We start from the raw sequence: 18,150 nt of genomic DNA, 5'->3' as shown, positions 1-18,150 counted from the left end.
AGAGAAACTACTTATGGGGTGTATACTGTATGAAGCGCGTTTTACTGGTAGCGATCTCAAGTTTGATGGTGGCCTGCAGTGGAAATCATGAAGCAGAAAATCAGCTTAATAACCAGGAAAATCAATCCACTGCAACCCAGCAGCCGGATAAAACAGAAAAAGTTCATGCACCTGCTGCTTCCCCGGTTTCCCCTTTATCCGGAGAGCCATTAAATGAAGTAAGTACTCAAAGAGCCATCTCTGTTATTTTAAATAATCATCCTAAAGCCCGGCCCCAAAGCGGTTTGGCAGAAGCGGATATGATTTATGAAGTACTGGCTGAAGGGGGAATTACACGCCTTCTCGCCATCTATCAAAGCCAGTATCCTGAGCGTGTTGGGCCGATTAGAAGTGCACGAGATTATCATATAGAGCTTGCAGGAGCCTTTAACAGCTTTTTTGTTGCTCACGGCTATAGTCCGGATGCTTTTACCATGCTTGAACAAGGTGTAATTGAACATATGAATGGGATTCAGTATGATGGAGAATTGTTCATTCGTTCATCAGACCGTGCAGCCCCTCACAATTCTTACAGCGGTTCTGGGTATTTTGAACAAGGAGCCCAGAGAAGAGGAGTCTCGCTCGAAGGAGCACCTGCAGCGATGGCCTTTTCGTCTGAAAGTGATCTTGTGCCGGAAAAAGCTGCTTCGGAATTTTCAGTGACCTATGACGGAAATGAAATGTATACGAGCAGTTATACGTATGACGCTGATGGCACTTATATAAGAAAGATCGACGGAGAAATGACGATTGATGAAGAATCAGGTGAGCCTGTTTCGATTGCCAATGTTTTAATAGCAGAAGCCGAACATCGCATCGTGGATGATCAGGGCCGTTTGGAAATTGACCTCTCATCAGGAGGCAGTGCTCATCTTTTTACTAGAGGCGGGTATTTTAAAATGGAGTGGAAGGAAGAAGACGGAAGAATGGTTCCTTATTATAAGGGAGAACCTGCCCCGTTGACACCAGGATTAAGCTGGATTCATATCATTCCTGAAGAAAAGGGATTTGATGAGCTCGTTACCATAAACAATGATTAATCATAAAAGGAGTCGTTCCGACATTATGCAAATAGATAAACTCAGAGGGAAAGAATTGGACCAGCTTTTTAATGCCGTTCTTTCACTAAAAGACCTGGATGAATGCTACCGATTTTTCGATGATCTGTGTACAATAAATGAAATCCAATCATTGGCTCAGCGGCTGGAAGTTGCCCGCATGCTCCGGGAAGGAAAGACGTATCATAAGATCGAAACGGAAACCGGTGCCAGCACAGCGACCATTTCCCGTGTAAAAAGATGCCTGAACTATGGCAACGATACGTACTCACTCGTTTTGGGGCGTATCCATTCAAGTGAAGAAGCTGAGGAAAATAAGGAATAGATTCACAAGGAACAGGTCCGGGGGATTCAGTACATCTGCCTGAAGCGATGTGAACCGGTCAAAGGGTCTGAGACAATTTTGTCCCAGGCTCTTTTTTATGCGCTGATGCATAAAATACCGAATTATTTGACCACTCTTTCCACGCTTTAAGCTTCCTTCATAGGATGCTATAATGAGACGGATAAGTTTGAAAAGGAACGCAGTGAAATGGAGGATGCAATATGTATGACGTCCAGGAATGGAAACATGTATTTAAACTTGATCCGAATAAGGAGCTATCAGATGATGCTTTAGAAAAAATCTGTGAATCTGGCACCGATGCAGTCATGGTCGGAGGCTCAGATGGCGTGACACTTGAAAATGTTCTGGACTTAATGGCGAGGGTACGCCGATACACTGTCCCGTGCGTCCTTGAAGTGTCTACTCTGGATTCGGTTACACCTGGATTTGATTTGTATTTTATTCCTACTGTACTAAATGCCAGCGACCCAAAATGGATTACCGGACTTCATCATGAGGCAGTCAAAGAACATGGGGATCTCATGAACTGGGAAGAAATCATGGCCGAGGGCTATTGCATTGTGAATCCGGATTGCAAAGCGGCAAGCCTGACCCAAGCAGACACAGCGCTGACACAAGAAGACATCGTGGCATACGCACGAATGGCAGAACGGCTGTTTCGTCTGCCGGTTTTTTATTTGGAATACAGCGGCATGTACGGAGATCCTGCCATTGTAAAAGCTGTTGGACAGGAGCTTTCAAAGACCGTATTCTTTTACGGAGGCGGCATTACGTCAAAAGAAAAAGCAGCAGAAATGGCGGAACGGGCTGATGTAATCGTCGTAGGCAATCTGGTTTACGAGAACCTGAATGAGGCTTTAAAAACAGTCCTGTAAAAATTCAGCTTGATATTATATAATAAGAACAAATGTTCGAGGTGGTGAGGGAATGCAATTTTTAACTGATCGATTACTTAACGGAATGAATCCTGAACAGGCGAAAGCTATCAAAGCAACAGAAGGCCCTCTTTTAATAATGGCCGGAGCGGGGTCGGGAAAAACGAGAGTCCTGACCCACAGGATCGCCTATTTAATGATAGAAAAAGGAGTCGCACCCTACAATATTTTAGCGATTACTTTTACCAATAAAGCAGCAAGAGAAATGAAAAACCGTGTGGGAGAAATCCTCGGCGGTGCATCAGAGGATGTATGGATTTCCACATTTCACTCGATGTGCGTAAGAATTTTAAGGAGAGACATTGACCGTATTGGATTTAATCGGAATTTTACGATTCTGGATTCTACCGATCAGCAATCCGTGATAAAACGGATCCTGAAAGATAAGAATCTTGATCCAAAGCAATTTGATCCAAGAGCCATACTCTCTGTCATTTCCTCCGCTAAAAACGAGCTGACCACCCCTGAGCAGTTTGCGAAACAGGCTGGAAGCTATTTTGACCAGACGATCAGTGAAATTTTCACTGAATATCAGAGCAGGCTGCGAAAAAACTCTGCGCTTGATTTTGATGATCTGATTATGCAAACCATTCACTTATTCGAACGGATCCCGGAAGTGCTTGAATTTTATCAGCGCAAATTTCAATTCATCCATGTGGATGAGTATCAGGATACAAACCGCGCGCAGTATATGCTGGTAAAGCAGCTTGCCTCGCGCTTTAAAAACTTATGCGTAGTAGGGGATTCCGACCAGTCGATTTACCGCTGGCGTGGAGCGGATATCACCAACATCATGTCATTTGAAAAAGACTATCCCAATGCTACCGTTATCATGCTCGAACAAAATTACCGTTCAACTAAAAAAATACTGGATGCAGCCAATCAGGTTATCCAAAACAACCCTAACCGCAAGCCTAAGAATTTGTGGACAGAAAATTCAGATGGCCAGAAAATATCCTATTATCGGGCAGACAGCGAACAGGCAGAAGCTCAATTTGTGGCAGGTAAAATTAATGAGCTGGTCATGTCGGGAAAAAGAAAAAGATCTGATTTCGCCATCCTTTACCGGACAAATGCGCAGTCCCGTGTAATGGAGGAAGTATTAATGAAATCCAACATCGAATACACGATTGTTGGAGGAACAAAATTCTATGACAGAAAAGAAATTAAAGACATTCTTGCCTATCTTCGCTTAGTAGCGAACCCGGCTGATGATATCAGTTTAACGAGAATAATCAATGTGCCAAAGCGTGGAGTAGGTTCCACTTCAGTGGACCGAATTGCGAATTATGCCAGGGATCATGATATGTCGATGTATGATGCGCTTGGATTGGGAGATTTTATTGACATCAGTCCTAAAATCACCAAGACAGTCATTGCATTCCGTGATTTTCTATCAAATTATACTCAGATGCAGGAGTATTTATCCGTCACTGAATTAGTAGAAGATATCATCGAGAAATCCGGCTACAGGGACGCTTTGAAAGCCGAAAAAACAATTGAAGCGCAAAGCAGGCTCGAAAATATTGATGAGTTTTTATCGGTTACCAAGGCATTTGAAGAAGCGAACGATGACAAAAGCCTTGTTGCTTTTTTAACGGATCTTGCGTTAGTCGCGGATATTGATCAGCTTGATAAGGAAGAATCATCATCAGAGCTTGTAACGCTAATGACCCTTCATTCAGCGAAGGGGCTGGAGTTCCCGGTTGTCTTTTTGCTAGGGCTGGAAGAAGGCGTGTTTCCTCACAGCCGTTCTTTAATGGAAGAAGCGGAAATGGAAGAGGAACGAAGACTAGCCTATGTAGGAATAACCAGAGCTGAAGAAGAGCTGTTTATTTCAAATGCACAGATGAGAACCCTTTTTGGACGAACCAATATGAATCCGGTATCGCGTTTTATTGCCGAAATTCCAAGTGAACTGATTGAAGAGCCTATGAAAAAAGAATCCTCATCCAATCCATTTGGCAACGGGCGAAGCGGAGGAACCTTTGGTCAAAAGAGACCTGCACCAAGAAAGCCAGTCAGCCGTCCTGCTCCTAAAGATACAGGTGGAAGCGGTATTGGCTGGAGTGTTGGAGATAAAGCCTCCCACGGCAAATGGGGTGTAGGAACAGTCGTCAGCGTTAAAGGCGAAGGCGATTCAATGGAACTCGATATTGCATTTCCAAGCCCTACCGGCATTAAACGTCTTTTAGCAAAATTTGCTCCTGTTAATAAAGTAACGGAATGAAAGGGAGACGATAAATGGATTACGCATCGGCAGAATCGCGAGTAAAAGAACTTCAGGATTTACTGCGGCAATATAACTATGAATATCATGTGCTGGACAAGCCATCTGTTCCGGATGTTGAATACGACAAGCTCCTTCATGAATTAAAAAAGCTTGAAGAAGACTATCCTGACCTGCAAACACCAGACTCTCCTACACAGAGAGTCGGCGGGTCCATTTTGGAGCAGTTTTCAAAAGTGAATCATAAAAATCCGATGCTGAGTCTGGGCAATGCCTTTAATGAGCAGGATTTGCGTGACTTTGATAAACGCGTACGAAAAGCGGTCGGCGATAAGATATCGTACATTTGTGAGCTAAAAATTGATGGACTTGCCGTGTCTCTCCGCTACGAAAACGGCCTTTTTGTTCAGGGTGCTACCCGCGGAGACGGATCGGTTGGAGAAGACATTACCGTCAATTTAAAAACGATCCGCTCCATCCCGCTGCGCTTAAAAGAGCCTTTTAGTATAGAAGTAAGAGGGGAGGCTTTTATGCCCCGTTCCTCTTTTATTGCGTTGAACGAAGAGAAGGAAAAACGCAATGAGCTTCCATTTGCCAATCCAAGAAATGCTGCAGCAGGTTCTCTCAGACAGCTGGATCCAAGGATCGCCTCATCAAGAAATCTGGATTTGTTTTTATACGGCATAGGGGATCCTGGAGAAACGGGAGTGGAAGCACAAAGTGAAGGGCTGGATCTTTTAGGGGAGCTTGGTTTTAAGACGAATAATGAACGCCGTAAATGCTCATCCATTGAAGAAGTGCTTGATTATATAAAGGAATGGACAGAAAAACGGGCTGATTTGCAGTACGATATTGATGGTATTGTCATTAAAGTGGATTCACTTTCACAGCAGGAAGAGCTTGGCACAACAGTGAAAAGCCCCCGTTGGGCCATTGCATTTAAATTTCCTGCAGAAGAAGTTGTGACCGTCATAAATGATATTGAGCTCAGTATCGGCCGTACAGGAGTCGTGACACCTACTGCACTTCTGGAGCCGGTTCTGGTGGCAGGCACCACAGTTGGGCGTGCTTCTCTTCATAATGAAGACTTAATCCGGGAGAAAGACATCCGCATTGGAGATCATGTGGTGGTCAAAAAAGCAGGGGACATTATTCCTGAGGTCGTCAGTGTCATTACAGATCGGCGCACAGGTGACGAAAAGGAATTTATGATGCCAACTCATTGCCCCGCTTGTGACAGCGAGCTGGAACGGCTGGAAGGGGAAGTGGCGCTGCGATGTCTTAATCCGAAATGTCCTGCACAGATTCAAGAGGGACTCATTCATTTTGTATCCAGAAATGCAATGAATATTGACGGCCTCGGAGAAAAGGTCGTAGCCCAATTGTATCGTGAAGAGTTAATTGAGGATGTAGCAGATCTTTACCGGTTAACAATGGAGAATGTGATCGCTCTTGAACGCATGGCTGAAAAGTCGGCCGCCAATCTTTTAAATGCGATAGAGGCATCGAAAGAAAATTCTCTGGAAAAGCTGCTGTTTGGACTAGGGATCCGTCATGTTGGAGCTAAAGCAGCCAAAACCATTGCCCAGCATTTTGAAACGATGGACGCACTTATGACAGCATCCGAAGAAGATTTACTTAAAATAGACGAAATAGGTGACAAAATGGCTTCAAGCATCGTCACTTATTTTAGCCAGCAGGAAGTGAAAGAACTGATTCGTGAGCTTGAAGAAGCAGGCGTGAATTTGACCTACAAAGGACCTAAGCTTTATCGAAGTGAAAACGTTGATTCCGCTTTTTCAGGCAAGGTTGTAGTGCTGACTGGGAAATTAGTACAATTGACACGAAATGAAGCGAAAGAGAAAATAGAGATACTTGGCGGTAAAGTAACAGGAAGTGTCAGCAAAAAAACGGATTTGCTTGTTGCAGGAGAAGAAGCAGGTTCGAAACTGTCCAAGGCCCGGGAACTGGGAATTACGGTATGGGATGAAAACAGGCTCCTGGAAGAAATAAACGGACAAGAGGTGTAAGGCTACTATGAAAAAATGGTCAGCAGCTGCATTTGGAGCTGTTTTAGTACTAGGCGGATGTGTGCCTGATTTTCAGCAGGAAGATGAAGTCGTTCAAGAAAATTTGCCTGAAGAAGCAGAAAGTCAGACGGTTATCATTCCAAACTTCCAAATTTCAGATGACTACTATCGCACGCTTCTTCCATTTGAACCTTCTCCTTCGAGAGGAATGGTTGTGGACAATGTGGCATCGAACTTTGATGTTGCCGAACTTGAAAGCGGCTTAATGAGAATTGCCCAGCAAAATTTTGATCCGGCTGATTACTTTTTTCAGCCTGGTCAATTTCTCGACAGCGGAACGATTACAAGCTGGCTCTCCCGCGAATACAATGAAGAGCAGCTTGGAGAAAATGACATTGCTCCTGAAAACAATGTCGGGTTGAATCCAATTGACTCAGGAGAAGGAAACAGGGAACAGCGTGCAAAAAACAGCCCTATTTATCTGGCACATATTCAGGAGCATAATTATTTTGCTAAATCCGGCGAGGATGAAAGCAAGGTTCAGCTCGGAGGTGTTGTCGTTGGCTTAGCGCTGAATTCAGTTTATTATTACCAGGATGATAATGATCCATATGGCGCAACCTTTGAAGAGCCTATTTCTCAGGATAAGATTGAGGAAGAGGGCAGAAGGATGGCGCAGGAGGTCGTTCAGCGAATGAGGACAATGGCTGCTGAAGATCCTGAAAAAGCCGACCTCGCTGACGTTCCGATCACAGTAGCTTTATTTAAGCAGGAGCCAAGAAATGCGGTTATACCAGGTAATTTTATCGGCTATTCATCAGCTGAAGGCGGATCGGATGAACTGGGAGACTGGAACGCTATGAATGAAAATTATGTCTTGTTTCCTTCTGCTGAAGCAAACGAAAACTTTAGAGATGATGAGACAGCGTTCTTAAATTTTAAACAGGATATCGAAACCTATTTTCCGAATTTTAATAGTGTAATAGGGACCGGACGCTATCAAGGCGACCAGCTGACGAATTTAAAAATTGATATTCCGATTCAATTTTACGGAAAAGCAGAAATTGTCGGCTTTACCCAGTTTATCGCAGGAAGATTGATCGATCAGTTTCCTTCTTATTTTGCCATCGAGGTAAGCATTACATCGGTAAACGGTCCTGAGGCCTTGATTTTAAAAGAGCCGGAGGAAACGGAGCCATTTGTTCATTTGTATGAGCACTAAATGTAAGGAAAACAAAAATCAATATAAATAAGTGGCAGAACAAAATTAAAAAAATGTTTAAAAATGAGGCAGTATTATTACTAGTTTGAGGAGAGCGGAGCGGAAGGTGGCGACTCCTGCAGGATATGACGGCAAGCTGAGACTTTACAGGGCAAGGCCCTGAAGAGGCTCAGCGCCGTCCCTGCGGAAAGCGTCCGCCTGAAGCGAAGTGAGCCGGTCAAAGAGGCTGAGACACTTTTGTCTCAACCTCTTTCTTCTTTTTTATGAACCTTTTTTTGTTTAAAGATATTCTGCCAGAGTCATAGGTATGTCCCGTATGTTTATCTATGAAAGCGGCTGGACATTCCAGATCTCTTTTGCATATTCACTGACCGTTCGATCACTCGAGAAGAAGCCGGACTGAGCAATATTATGAATGCTCATGTTAAGCCATCTTTTCCGGTCGGTATATGCAGCTGCGACCTGATCCTGTGCATCTGCATAAGCGGAAAAATCCTTCAGCAAAAAGTACTGATCATTTTCCATCAATAAAGAATCAGACAGTGTTTCAAAGTCGTAATAGGAGTCTCGGAAAAATCCGGAGGTTAATTGATCAACGACCTGTTTAATTCTTCGGTCATTATGATAATAGTCATGAGAATGATAGCCCCCATACTTTTCAAAATGCATAATTTCTTCAGCTTTTAATCCGAAGATAAATATATTCTCAGGACCTGTCAGCTCGCCAATTTCCACATTTGCTCCATCCAGCGTTCCAAGCGTCACAGCGCCGTTCATCATAAATTTCATGTTCCCAGTACCGGACGCTTCTTTGCTTGCCGTTGAAATCTGTTCACTGACGTTCGTGGCTGGAATGATTTTTTCCGCAAGTGACACACGGTAGTTGTCTAAAAAGACTACGCGAAGTGTATCCTTTGAAACAGGGTCATAATTGACTATATTGGCAACTGAATGAATAAGCTTAATGACTTTTTTTGCATAATCGTATCCCGGAGCTGCTTTTGCCCCGAAAATAAATGTACGTGGATGCGGCCTGAAGGATGAATCTTCTTTCATGCGATTATACAAGTGCATGATGTGCAGCACATTTAGAAGCTGTCTTTTATACGCATGAAGCCGTTTGATTTGAACATCAAAAATAGAGTGCTCATCTACTGGAAGAAGATCCTTATCAAAGATCAGCTTTGCCAATTCTCTTTTCTTCTTTTGTTTCATTTCGTCTATCTCAAGCTGAAATGATGAGTCGTCTGCAAACTTTTCAAGCTCTGCTAATCGCTGAGGTTCAGAAATCCATTTTGTTCCTATGACCTTTGAAATGGAGGAGGTAAGTTCTGGATTTGCCTGTAAGAGCCAGCGTCTATGTGTGATGCCGTTCGTTTTATTAGAAAATCGATCCGGATAAAATTCGTGGAAATTTTTCATTTCACGTTTTTTTAGTATTTCAGTGTGGAGCTTTGCTACTCCATTAATACTGTGACTGCCAACAATGGATAAGTGTGCCATTTTAACAAAGCCGTGTGCAATAATGGCCATTTCCTCAATGCGGTCCCAGTCACCGGGATATTCTCTCCACAGTTCTTTGCAAAAACGCTCGTTTATTTCTTCGACAATCATGTAAATACGAGGGAAGAGCGGCTTGAAAAGTTCTATTGTCCATTTTTCCATCGCCTCTGAGAGAATGGTGTGATTTGTATACGAAATGGTGTTTGTAACAATCGTCCAGGCCTGATCCCATTTCATTCCTTCTTCATCAATGAAAATCCTCATCAGTTCAGGAATCGCAAGTGCAGGGTGAGTATCGTTAATATGAATAGCCACATGCTCATGAAAATCGAATAAATCGCTGTGATTTTCCTTATAGTCATTGATGATGCTTTTCAAACTCGAACGTACCAAAAAGTATTGCTGCTTCAGCCGAAGGATTTTTCCGTCATTTGACATATCATTCGGGTACAGGAATTCTGAAATTTGTTCAGTGTCTCTTTTATACTGCATAAAATCTTTATGAGGAGGATAATGCTTTGCGGGTTCAGCTCCCCACAGACGAAGCGTGTTCACACGGGTTGTGTCATAGCCGAGAACCGGCATATCAAACGGAACCGCAAGTACAGTTTCCGCATGCTCATGAACAAAGACCAGCTTTCCGTCTTTTTCAATCCATTGAACATCTCCCCAAAAAGGAACTTCAATGGCCAGGTCGGGCTTGCGGACTTCCCAGACATTTCCGTTTCTAAGCCACTGCTCGGGCAATTCAACCTGATAGCCATCAATGATTTTTTGTTCAAATAATCCATGCTTATACCGGATTCCATGTCCATGACCAGAGAGTTTCAGCGAAGCCATCGAGTCAAGAAAACAGGCAGCCAGACGACCTAGCCCGCCATTTCCCAACCCTGCATCCGCCTCAGCTTCTTCAAGTTCACTTAATTCAATGCCTAATTCGCGCAGCCCTTTTTCTACAATGTCTTTCACACCAAGATTAATAAGTGAACTGACCAAAAGTCTTCCAAGCAAAAACTCAATCGATAAGTAATACACTTCCTTTTGGCCGCTCTTGCGAATATCTTCGTTGGAAACAATCCAGTTGGTACTGACAAATTCACGCACCATCATGCCTAGAGCCTGATACTGGTGCTGTTTAGTAGAATTAGCGAATGATACCCCGGCTGTTTGTTCCAGCCTTTGGGAAAAAGAAGCTTTAAACTCATCTTTGCTTTGGAACATGAATTAATGCCTCCTCTTGAGCTTTGAATAAAGCTCGTGGTACTGAGCAGCAGATTTTGCCCAGCTGTAGTCACCTGACATGGCATTTTCTCTAAGAGCCGGCCATGCGTGTTCGTGCCGGTAAAAAGAGAGGGCACGAAGGATTGTATGCTTCATATCATGTGCATTGTAATGAGCAAACGTAAAGCCGTTTCCGCTGAAATCCGTCTCGTCAAGAGAATGGACGGTATCATTGAGTCCTCCTGTCTCACGAGCGATGGGAATGGTACCGTACTGAAAGGAAATCAACTGACTCAATCCGCACGGTTCGAAAAGTGAAGGCATTAAAAAGAAATCTGCACCTGCATAAATCTGATGAGCAATAGCTTCGCTAAAACCAATATAAACTCCAGCTTGTTCAGGGTAGGTGCCGGCAAGGTAATTAAAATAATCTTCAAATTCATATTCGCCGCTGCCAAGAACAATCAGCTGGACTTTTTCCTCCTCAAGCAATTCATGCATGACCCGCTGAACTAAAGACAGACCTTTTTGCTCCGTCAGGCGGGTAACCATGGCAATCACGGGAATGTCTTTATCCTCAGGCAGATTAAATTGCCGCTGAAGAGCGAGTTTATTTTCATCTTTTTTTTCAATGGATTTGAGTGTGAAATTCGTATCAATCAGCGGGTCACTTTCCGGATTGTAGCTTTCGGTGTCAATTCCATTCAAAATCCCATGCAGTTTAAATGACTGCTCGCGTAAAATGCCATCCAGCTGCTCTCCAAAAAAAGGAGTCAGAATTTCGTCACGGTAGGTAGGGCTTACCGTAGTCAGTGCGTTGGAGCTTAAAATGGCGCCTTTCATAAAGTTGACCGAGCCATTGTACTCCAGATCCCCTGAATAATAATGATAATCGTCCAAATTCAGGCAGTCCCCTAAGATTTCAGGAGTAAACCAGCCCTGGAATTGAAGATTATGGATGGTAAATACTGTTCTCATATCCCGGTAATAAGGGTCGTTCCGGTATTTGCGATCAAGCAAGAAAGGGACCATGCCGGTATGCCAATCATGACAGTGAATCAGATCGGGTTTAAATGGAATAACGGGCAGCGCCTCGAGTACAGCCTGACAGAAAAATGAAAATCGTTCCCCGTCATCTCCGTGACCGTATAGCGTATCTCTGTAAAAATAATACTCATTATCAATGAGGTAGTAGGTCACATCATTATGTACAAGCGTTTCAATTCCGCAATATTGGCTTCTCCACGCCATAGGGATGGAGATAGAAGTAATTTTCTTCGCTTTTTGACGGAGCTCTTCTGCAATCATTGAATACTTCGGCATCATTACACGTACGTCTGATCCCATTTTTTTCAGTTCTTTAGGAAGAGCCCCGGCTACATCGCCGAGGCCCCCAGACTTTACAAATGGAGCACATTCGGATACTGCGAATAATATCTTCACATGCTCACCGCCATTTCACGTACCGTTCCTTTACGCAGGACAAGCGGTTTTTCAGGAGAGCCTTTTAAAGTTACACCGTCTAAGACCCTGACATCTTTGTCAAGAATGACATACTCAAGTGTACAGCCTTCTCCAATTTGACTTTTTTGCATTACAACACAATTGGTGACGTGTGAGTTTCTCCCGATTTTAACCGCTCTAGAGATAATGCTGCTGTTCACTCTGCCTTCAATGACTGCACCATTTGCAATCATGGAATTCGTTACAGTGGAAGCTGAAGAATAGCGGGTAGGCGGCTCATCTTTAACTTTTGTAAATACAGGACGGTCAGCAGGGAAGAGCTGATTCCAGACAGTAGGGTCAAGCAGCTTCATTGAATGATGAAAATACGCTTCGATGGAATTCATAATGGCAGCATATCCTGTGTGAGTGTAAGTGCCGATAGTAAAATTATGAAGCGGCTGGTTGACCACATCTGATACAGAAATAAACTGAGAGTTTTTCCGGTTCTCAATAAGTTCAATCAACAATGATTTTTTTACAATATACATATCAAGAGACTGTGTATGATTCACCAGCTCTGTAATATCATGATCATGAATCAGGTGTTCAGCCAGTGCTTCTTCAATATCGATATTGGTAATAACATAGCTGTTTGCGATAAAGACATAGTCCTGGTGACTGCGTTTAAAAAAGTCCAAATGCTGATCCAGGCGGGCAAAAGAACCCACCGTACTGTTTTCATTCGGTTCAAAAAAAGGAGGAAGAAAGAACAATCCATCTTTTTTTCGATCCAGGTCCCAATTTTTACCCGATCCGATATGGTCCATAAGAGATCGATACTGGTGTTTTGGGAATATCGCTACACTTTCGACTCCTGAATTCACCATATTGGATAAAATAAAATCGACAAACCGGTATCTTCCTGCAAATGGAATGGAGGCAACAGATCGATTCAGGGAAAGATCCTGCAGTCCTCCAACTACATTTGTAGCATCAATCACTCCTAATAAACGGCTCATGCAGTCACGTCCTTTCTTAATTTCTCAATCAGTTCATCCGTTACAAGAATAATGTCTGAAGAATCGCCTTCAGGCTCAATCGTAATTCCGTCCGGCACGTGAATTCCTTCCGGAACGATCGCTCTTCTGACCACTGCATTGCTGCCAATAACCGCATCCGGCATGATCACAGCTTCATCGATGAGAGAATCTTCGCCGGTTTTCACGCCCTGAAAAATTACGGAGTGCTGTACTTTTCCTGCGATGAAACAGCCCTCGTTAACGAGAGATTCTTTCACCTCTGCATGGTGTGAGATATATTGAGGCGGCTGATTCGGGTTGCGTGAATAAATTCTCCACGAGTGATCAAATAAATTCAAGCCAGGATTTTCTTTAAGAAGATCCATATTGGCTTCCCAAAGACTTTTTACTGTACCAACATCCTTCCAGTAGCCGTCAAATGGATATGCCATCAGGCGTTTGTCTTCGTTTAAGAATAGCGGAATAAGATCTTTCCCAAAGTCATGGCTGGACTCTTCATTTACATTATCAACCTCTAAGAACTCTTTTAATGCCTTCCAGTTGAAAATATAAATTCCCATGGACGCCAGATTGCTTTTCGGTTCAGCAGGCTTTTCATCAAATTCAAGGATTTCATAGTCTTTATTCGTATTCATAATGCCAAAGCGGCTGGCTTCGTCCCATGGAACTTCCACTACCGAAATAGTGGCTTCAGCTTCGTTTTGGATGTGATAGTCAAGCATTTTTGAGTAATCCATTTTATAAATATGGTCCCCTGATAACACAAGAACATATTCAGGATTGTACTGCTCAATGTATTTCATGTTGTGGTAAATGGCATTCGCTGTTCCACTGTACCATTTAACTTCCGACGCTTCCGTGTAAGGAGGGAGGACGGTAACACCGCCATTTCGGCGATCAAGATCCCATGCACTTCCAATGCCGATATAGGAATTCAGCACAAGCGGCTGGTACTGCGTCAGCACGCCTACTGTATCGATCCCAGAATTTGTGCAATTGCTTAGGGTGAAATCAATAATTCTGTATTTTCCTCCGAATGGAACAGCCGGTTTTGCAATGCTCGTTGTAAGTGATTGAAGACGGCTTCCTTGTCCTCCTGCTAATAACATGGCAACACATTTTTTCTTTACCATCATGTCACACCCCTTATTTAATAATTATTATCTGCCCGATTATTTGGATGGCTTCCAAACCGTCATTCCAAAAGGCGGGATCGAAATGGAAATCGCCTGCTCACGGTTATGAATCGAAACGTTTTCAGTTTCTGTTTTTGTTTGATGGAGCTGTCCCGATCCGCCATATTCAGCTAGATCACTATTGAAAACCTCACTCCACTTTCCTTTCATCGGGACGCCAACTTTAAACGTCTCGTAAGCAACATTCGTGAAATTGCATGCAATCACGAGCGTGTCACTTTTTCTTTTTCCTTTACGAATAAATGTGTAGATACTTTGCTCTGCATTATCTGCATCGATCCATTCAAAGCCTGAAGGATCGTGGTCAAGCTGATACAGGGCCTTTTGTCCGAGATAAAAGGCAAGCAGCTCTTTGGTAAAAACATCTGTTTTTGCATGTGATTCATAGTCCTTTAAAAACCAGTCAAGACCTTGAACAAACTTCCATTCATCATATTGACCAAACTCTGCTCCCATAAACAGGAGCTTTTTTCCAGGGTGAACCATCATAAAAGATAAAAGCAATCTAAGCTGGGCAAACTTTTCCCAATAGTCTCCCGGCATCTTATGCAGCAGAGAACGCTTACCATGCACAACTTCGTCATGTGAAAGCGGCAAAATAAAATTTTCTGAATAAGAATACACAAGTGAAAAGGTCATTTTATGATGATGATGCCTGCGTTCAAACGGAGGGTGTTCCATATAATCCAGCACATCATTCATCCAGCCCATATTCCATTTATAATTGAACCCAAGGCCGCCTTCATGAACGGGGGAGGTAACGTTTGACCAGTCAGTAGAATCTTCTGCCATCATAAGAAATTGAGGATGTTCTTTAAATACGGCTGTATTTAACTCCTGAAGAAACTCAATTGTATAGGGATTTACGGCTGAAGGTTCGCTGTTGGCCCAATAGAGCATATTTGCAACCGCATCAACCCGGAGTCCATCAATTTTAAATGTTTCAATCCAGTATAAGGCATTGGATATAAGAAAGCTTCTGACCTCTCCCTTTGCCAAATTAAAATTGGCAGTTCCCCACTCGATGTTTTCACGGTCCGCAAACGTGTCGTATTCGTAAGTTGGCTCTCCATCAAACATATAAAGACCTTGTTCATCCTTGCAAAAATGACCAGGCACCCAATCCAGCAAAACGCCGATATCCTCCTGATGACAGTGGTCAATAAAATACATCAGGTCATGAGGAGTTCCGAAGCGGGCTGTTGGAGAAAAATAACCAATGCCCTGATATCCCCAGGAGGCATCTAGGGGATGCTCGGTCAGCGGAAGAATTTCAATGTGCGTGAATCCTCTTTCCTTTATATAAGGAATGAGTTCATCCACCAGCTCCCGGTACGTAAAATAGGAACCATCTTCCTTTTGTTTCCATGAATTTAAATGAAGCTCATAAATGGCAAGTGGTCTTTCATAAACAGGGCGTCTTCTGCGCACGCGCTGCCGATAAAGCTTGTCATTCCATACGTACCCTTTTGTGTCATACACTACAGATGCCGTATTTGGGCGAAGCTCTGAGTAAAATGCATAAGGGTCCGCTTTAAGAACCACATCCCCACTCGAAGTCTGAATGGAATACTTGTAAACCTCGCCCTCAAGATCCTGTTCAATCCCTATACTCCAAATTCCTTCGTTGTTTAATTTTTCAAGAGGATGAGAAGCAGGGTTCCAGTTATTAAAGTTTCCTACAACCGATACAGATACAGCATGAGGCGCCCAAACTGTGAAACGGGTGAGCAAGGTGGACGATCGTCTTCTTATTAAATGTGCCCCGAAAAGTTTATGGGCTTGATACAGGGTGCCTTCGTGAAACAAATGAACATCGTATTCGCTTGGTGCAGCAATCATTAGAGGCCCTCATCCTTTCATAGGAGTTTATAAAATAGCTATTCTACATGAAGAGAGTAAAACCCTTGAAAAGAAAAGCATTTTTAGTAAAAAAAGATTTCAAGGAGGTCGTTTTAGAACTTTTTATAATATTCTCCCATTAAAATTGAGATAAATGAGAAAAAAGCTGCTTAAAACCACAATGGAATTCTGTATTTGCAAGACCTTCTGCAGGGAAGCAAAGACAAAGATAACCAATTACAGCATTTCAAATATTTAGCAGCTATTAGAAATTAGTTTTATCTTTCTGTACCCCTATTTTCTCCAGGTTAATCACAAGATAAAAAAATCCGAAAAGGGAATATTCTCCTTTTCGGATTTTCTGATCAATTTATTTTCCTATCTGAGCGAAAGCAAGCCCGGACAGATTGAAGTTGATGCACGTTTATTTATTTGATTCTACTTCATGAACTTTTTCAAACTCATCGTAGCCTTCACGTACAGGCTTACGGGAGTTTCCAGTTGTCAAACTCACTACTATGATAGCCAGCATACTCAAGAAGAATCCTGGAACCATTTCGTATAGGAAATCGCTCAAATCAAAGATATATACCCACAGAATAACCGTAAGGGCTCCTGTCAGCATTCCTGCAAGAGCGCCCCAGCGGTTCATTCTCTTCCAATAAAGGCTAAGCAGAATGGCTGGTCCAAACGCAGAACCAAATCCTGCCCATGCGTTACTGACTAAGTCAAGAATGGTACTGTCTGAATCAAGTGATAAGAACACCGCAACAATTGCGACGAGAAGTACAGCAATACGGCCGACCAATACGAGTTCTTTATCAGAAGCTTCACGCTTCAGGAAGGTATTATAAAAATCTTCTGTCAGTGCACTTGATGTAACAAGAAGCTGGGAAGAAATCGTGCTCATGATTGCAGCAAGAATAGCTGCAAGCAGGAACCCTGAGATAATTGGATGGAATAAGACTTGTGAGAAGAAGACAAAGATTGTCTCCGGATCCGCTAATTCCTGTCCAGTTGTCGTAATGTAAGCAAAACCCGTAAGACCAGTAAAAAGTGCTCCAATAATGGCCACGATCATCCAGGTCATCCCAATTCGGCGGGCTGCCGTCAACGACTTAACATCCCGAATCGCCATAAAGCGGACGATAATATGAGGCTGTCCGAAATAACCAAGCCCCCATGCCAATAACCCAATTAATCCAAGGGTTGTAGTTCCCTCAAAAAAAGATGTAAGGGTAGGGTCTACCGCTTCGATTGTGTCAAAAGTAGGGCCTATTCCGCCAAGTTCCATAAAGGCAACCACCGGCACAAGAATAAGTGCCAGAAACATAATACAGCCCTGAACAAAGTCTGTGATACTAACAGCAAGGAATCCACCAAACAATGTGTAAGCGAGAACCACCGCCGCCGTAATAATTAATCCGGTTAAATAATTTATACCAAACGCGCTCTCAAAAAGAACTCCGCCGGCTACCATGCCTGATGAGGTATATACGGTAAAGAAAATAATAATGACAATAGCAGAAACAAATCGCAATATTTTCGTGTTATCAACAAATCGGTTTTCAAAATAATCCGGTATTGTAATTGAATCGTTTGCTACCTCCGTATAGGTACGAAGGCGAGGTGCAACAAGAATGTAATTTAAATACGCACCAATTGATAAACCAACCGCAATCCACATGCCCGAAAGTCCGGAAACATAGATCGAGCCTGGTAAACCAAGCAGCATCCATCCACTCATGTCAGATGCTCCGGCAGACAGCGCCGTAACCGCAGGGCCGACTTTTCTTCCCCCCAGCATATACTCTGATAAATCTCCTGTTGATTTCTTATAGGCATAATAACCAATGCCCAGCATTCCGATAAAGTAAAGCGCTAATGAGATGTAAACTTCCCATCCAATCGTAACGGCTTCCACAATATCTCCCCTTTCGTATTTCATAATTTTTGTCTATACAACTTCTAGACACTTACAGGTGAATAACCTAACAAACAAATAACCTTTATTCAAGCACGCTAAACTAGGTAATGGATGG

The 18,150-nt window shown here is 43.0% G+C and carries 12 protein-coding genes; 6 read left to right on the top strand and 6 right to left on the bottom strand.

From position 1 onward, the window contains the following. Positions 1-29: 29 nt before the first annotated feature. The 6 genes from ACQCT8_RS16840 (at position 30) to ACQCT8_RS16815 (ending at position 7,860) form a co-directional block, all read left to right on the top strand. A complete protein-coding gene (locus ACQCT8_RS16840; RefSeq protein ID WP_426873049.1) occupies positions 30-1,079 on the top strand; it encodes a DUF3048 domain-containing protein in 1,050 nt (349 codons plus the stop codon). Positions 1,080-1,104: 25 nt separating this feature from the next. Beyond that, complete coding sequence (locus tag ACQCT8_RS16835) at positions 1,105-1,422, top strand: YerC/YecD family TrpR-related protein (RefSeq protein WP_426873046.1); 318 nt, start codon at positions 1,105-1,107, stop codon at positions 1,420-1,422. Between the two features lie 221 nt (positions 1,423-1,643). Beyond that, entirely contained in the window at positions 1,644-2,318 is a 675-nt protein-coding gene (locus ACQCT8_RS16830; RefSeq protein WP_426873045.1) for a heptaprenylglyceryl phosphate synthase, read from the top strand. A 52-nt stretch (positions 2,319-2,370) separates the two neighbouring features. After that, positions 2,371-4,608 (top strand): DNA helicase PcrA, encoded by a 2,238-nt coding sequence (pcrA, locus tag ACQCT8_RS16825; RefSeq protein WP_426873043.1) that lies wholly within the window; start codon positions 2,371-2,373, stop codon positions 4,606-4,608. Positions 4,609-4,622: 14 nt separating this feature from the next. Further along, on the top strand, positions 4,623-6,638 hold the full coding sequence (gene ligA, locus ACQCT8_RS16820) for an NAD-dependent DNA ligase LigA (protein ID WP_426873041.1): 2,016 nt from the start codon (positions 4,623-4,625) through the stop codon (positions 6,636-6,638). 7 nt (positions 6,639-6,645) lie between these two features. Then, positions 6,646-7,860: a CamS family sex pheromone protein gene (locus ACQCT8_RS16815; protein ID WP_426873039.1), complete on the top strand. Its 1,215-nt coding sequence runs from the start codon at positions 6,646-6,648 to the stop codon at positions 7,858-7,860. A gap of 324 nt (positions 7,861-8,184) precedes the next feature. Here the strand turns inward: ACQCT8_RS16815 and ACQCT8_RS16810 are convergent, their stop codons facing one another. The 6 genes from ACQCT8_RS16810 to putP all read right to left on the bottom strand — a co-directional run bounded on the left by ACQCT8_RS16810 (position 8,185) and on the right by putP (position 17,972). Then, positions 8,185-10,584, bottom strand: coding sequence for a glycogen/starch/alpha-glucan phosphorylase (locus ACQCT8_RS16810; protein WP_426873037.1), 2,400 nt, complete (start codon positions 10,582-10,584; stop codon positions 8,185-8,187). Positions 10,585-10,587: 3 nt separating this feature from the next. Beyond that, positions 10,588-12,027 carry a glycogen synthase GlgA gene (gene glgA / locus ACQCT8_RS16805; RefSeq protein WP_426873035.1) on the bottom strand — a complete coding sequence of 480 codons (1,440 nt, stop codon included), beginning with the start codon at positions 12,025-12,027 and terminating at the stop codon, positions 10,588-10,590. Continuing rightward, positions 12,024-13,049 carry a sugar phosphate nucleotidyltransferase gene (locus ACQCT8_RS16800; protein WP_426873033.1) on the bottom strand — a complete coding sequence of 342 codons (1,026 nt, stop codon included), beginning with the start codon at positions 13,047-13,049 and terminating at the stop codon, positions 12,024-12,026. Before ACQCT8_RS16800 ends, glgA begins: the two co-directional genes overlap by 4 nt. Then, positions 13,046-14,203 carry a glucose-1-phosphate adenylyltransferase gene (locus ACQCT8_RS16795; RefSeq protein ID WP_426873031.1) on the bottom strand — a complete coding sequence of 386 codons (1,158 nt, stop codon included), beginning with the start codon at positions 14,201-14,203 and terminating at the stop codon, positions 13,046-13,048. The genes ACQCT8_RS16800 and ACQCT8_RS16795 overlap by 4 nt, the downstream gene beginning before the upstream one ends. A gap of 39 nt (positions 14,204-14,242) precedes the next feature. Next, complete coding sequence (gene glgB / locus ACQCT8_RS16790) at positions 14,243-16,108, bottom strand: 1,4-alpha-glucan branching protein GlgB (RefSeq protein ID WP_426873029.1); 1,866 nt, start codon at positions 16,106-16,108, stop codon at positions 14,243-14,245. A 424-nt stretch (positions 16,109-16,532) separates the two neighbouring features. Next, positions 16,533-17,972, bottom strand: coding sequence for a sodium/proline symporter PutP (gene putP / locus ACQCT8_RS16785; RefSeq protein WP_426873097.1), 1,440 nt, complete (start codon positions 17,970-17,972; stop codon positions 16,533-16,535). Positions 17,973-18,150 lie beyond the last annotated feature (178 nt).

Origin of the sequence: Jeotgalibacillus proteolyticus, assembly GCF_050107735.1 — a bacterium.
GTDB classification, from domain to species: domain Bacteria; phylum Bacillota; class Bacilli; order Bacillales; family Jeotgalibacillaceae; genus Jeotgalibacillus; species Jeotgalibacillus proteolyticus_A.
The sequence above is the reverse complement of the archived record's forward strand: the minus strand, read 5'-3'. Positions and strand labels throughout refer to the sequence as shown.

Excerpts from the sequence above, each read along its gene's own strand:
- ACQCT8_RS16840 (WP_426873049.1), top strand. The coding sequence starts at position 30 with ATGAAGCGCGTTTTACTGGTAGCGATCTCAAGTTTGATGGTGGCCTGC.
- ACQCT8_RS16835 (WP_426873046.1), top strand. The coding sequence starts at position 1,105 with ATGCAAATAGATAAACTCAGAGGGAAAGAATTGGACCAGCTTTTTAAT.
- ACQCT8_RS16830 (WP_426873045.1), top strand. The coding sequence starts at position 1,644 with ATGTATGACGTCCAGGAATGGAAACATGTATTTAAACTTGATCCGAAT.
- pcrA (WP_426873043.1), top strand. The coding sequence starts at position 2,371 with ATGCAATTTTTAACTGATCGATTACTTAACGGAATGAATCCTGAACAG.
- ligA (WP_426873041.1), top strand. The coding sequence starts at position 4,623 with ATGGATTACGCATCGGCAGAATCGCGAGTAAAAGAACTTCAGGATTTA.
- ACQCT8_RS16815 (WP_426873039.1), top strand. The coding sequence starts at position 6,646 with ATGAAAAAATGGTCAGCAGCTGCATTTGGAGCTGTTTTAGTACTAGGC.
- ACQCT8_RS16810 (WP_426873037.1), bottom strand. The coding sequence starts at position 10,584 with ATGTTCCAAAGCAAAGATGAGTTTAAAGCTTCTTTTTCCCAAAGGCTG.
- ACQCT8_RS16800 (WP_426873033.1), bottom strand. The coding sequence starts at position 13,049 with ATGAGCCGTTTATTAGGAGTGATTGATGCTACAAATGTAGTTGGAGGA.
- ACQCT8_RS16795 (WP_426873031.1), bottom strand. The coding sequence starts at position 14,203 with ATGGTAAAGAAAAAATGTGTTGCCATGTTATTAGCAGGAGGACAAGGA.
- glgB (WP_426873029.1), bottom strand. The coding sequence starts at position 16,108 with ATGATTGCTGCACCAAGCGAATACGATGTTCATTTGTTTCACGAAGGC.
- putP (WP_426873097.1), bottom strand. The coding sequence starts at position 17,972 with ATGCTGGGCATTGGTTATTATGCCTATAAGAAATCAACAGGAGATTTA.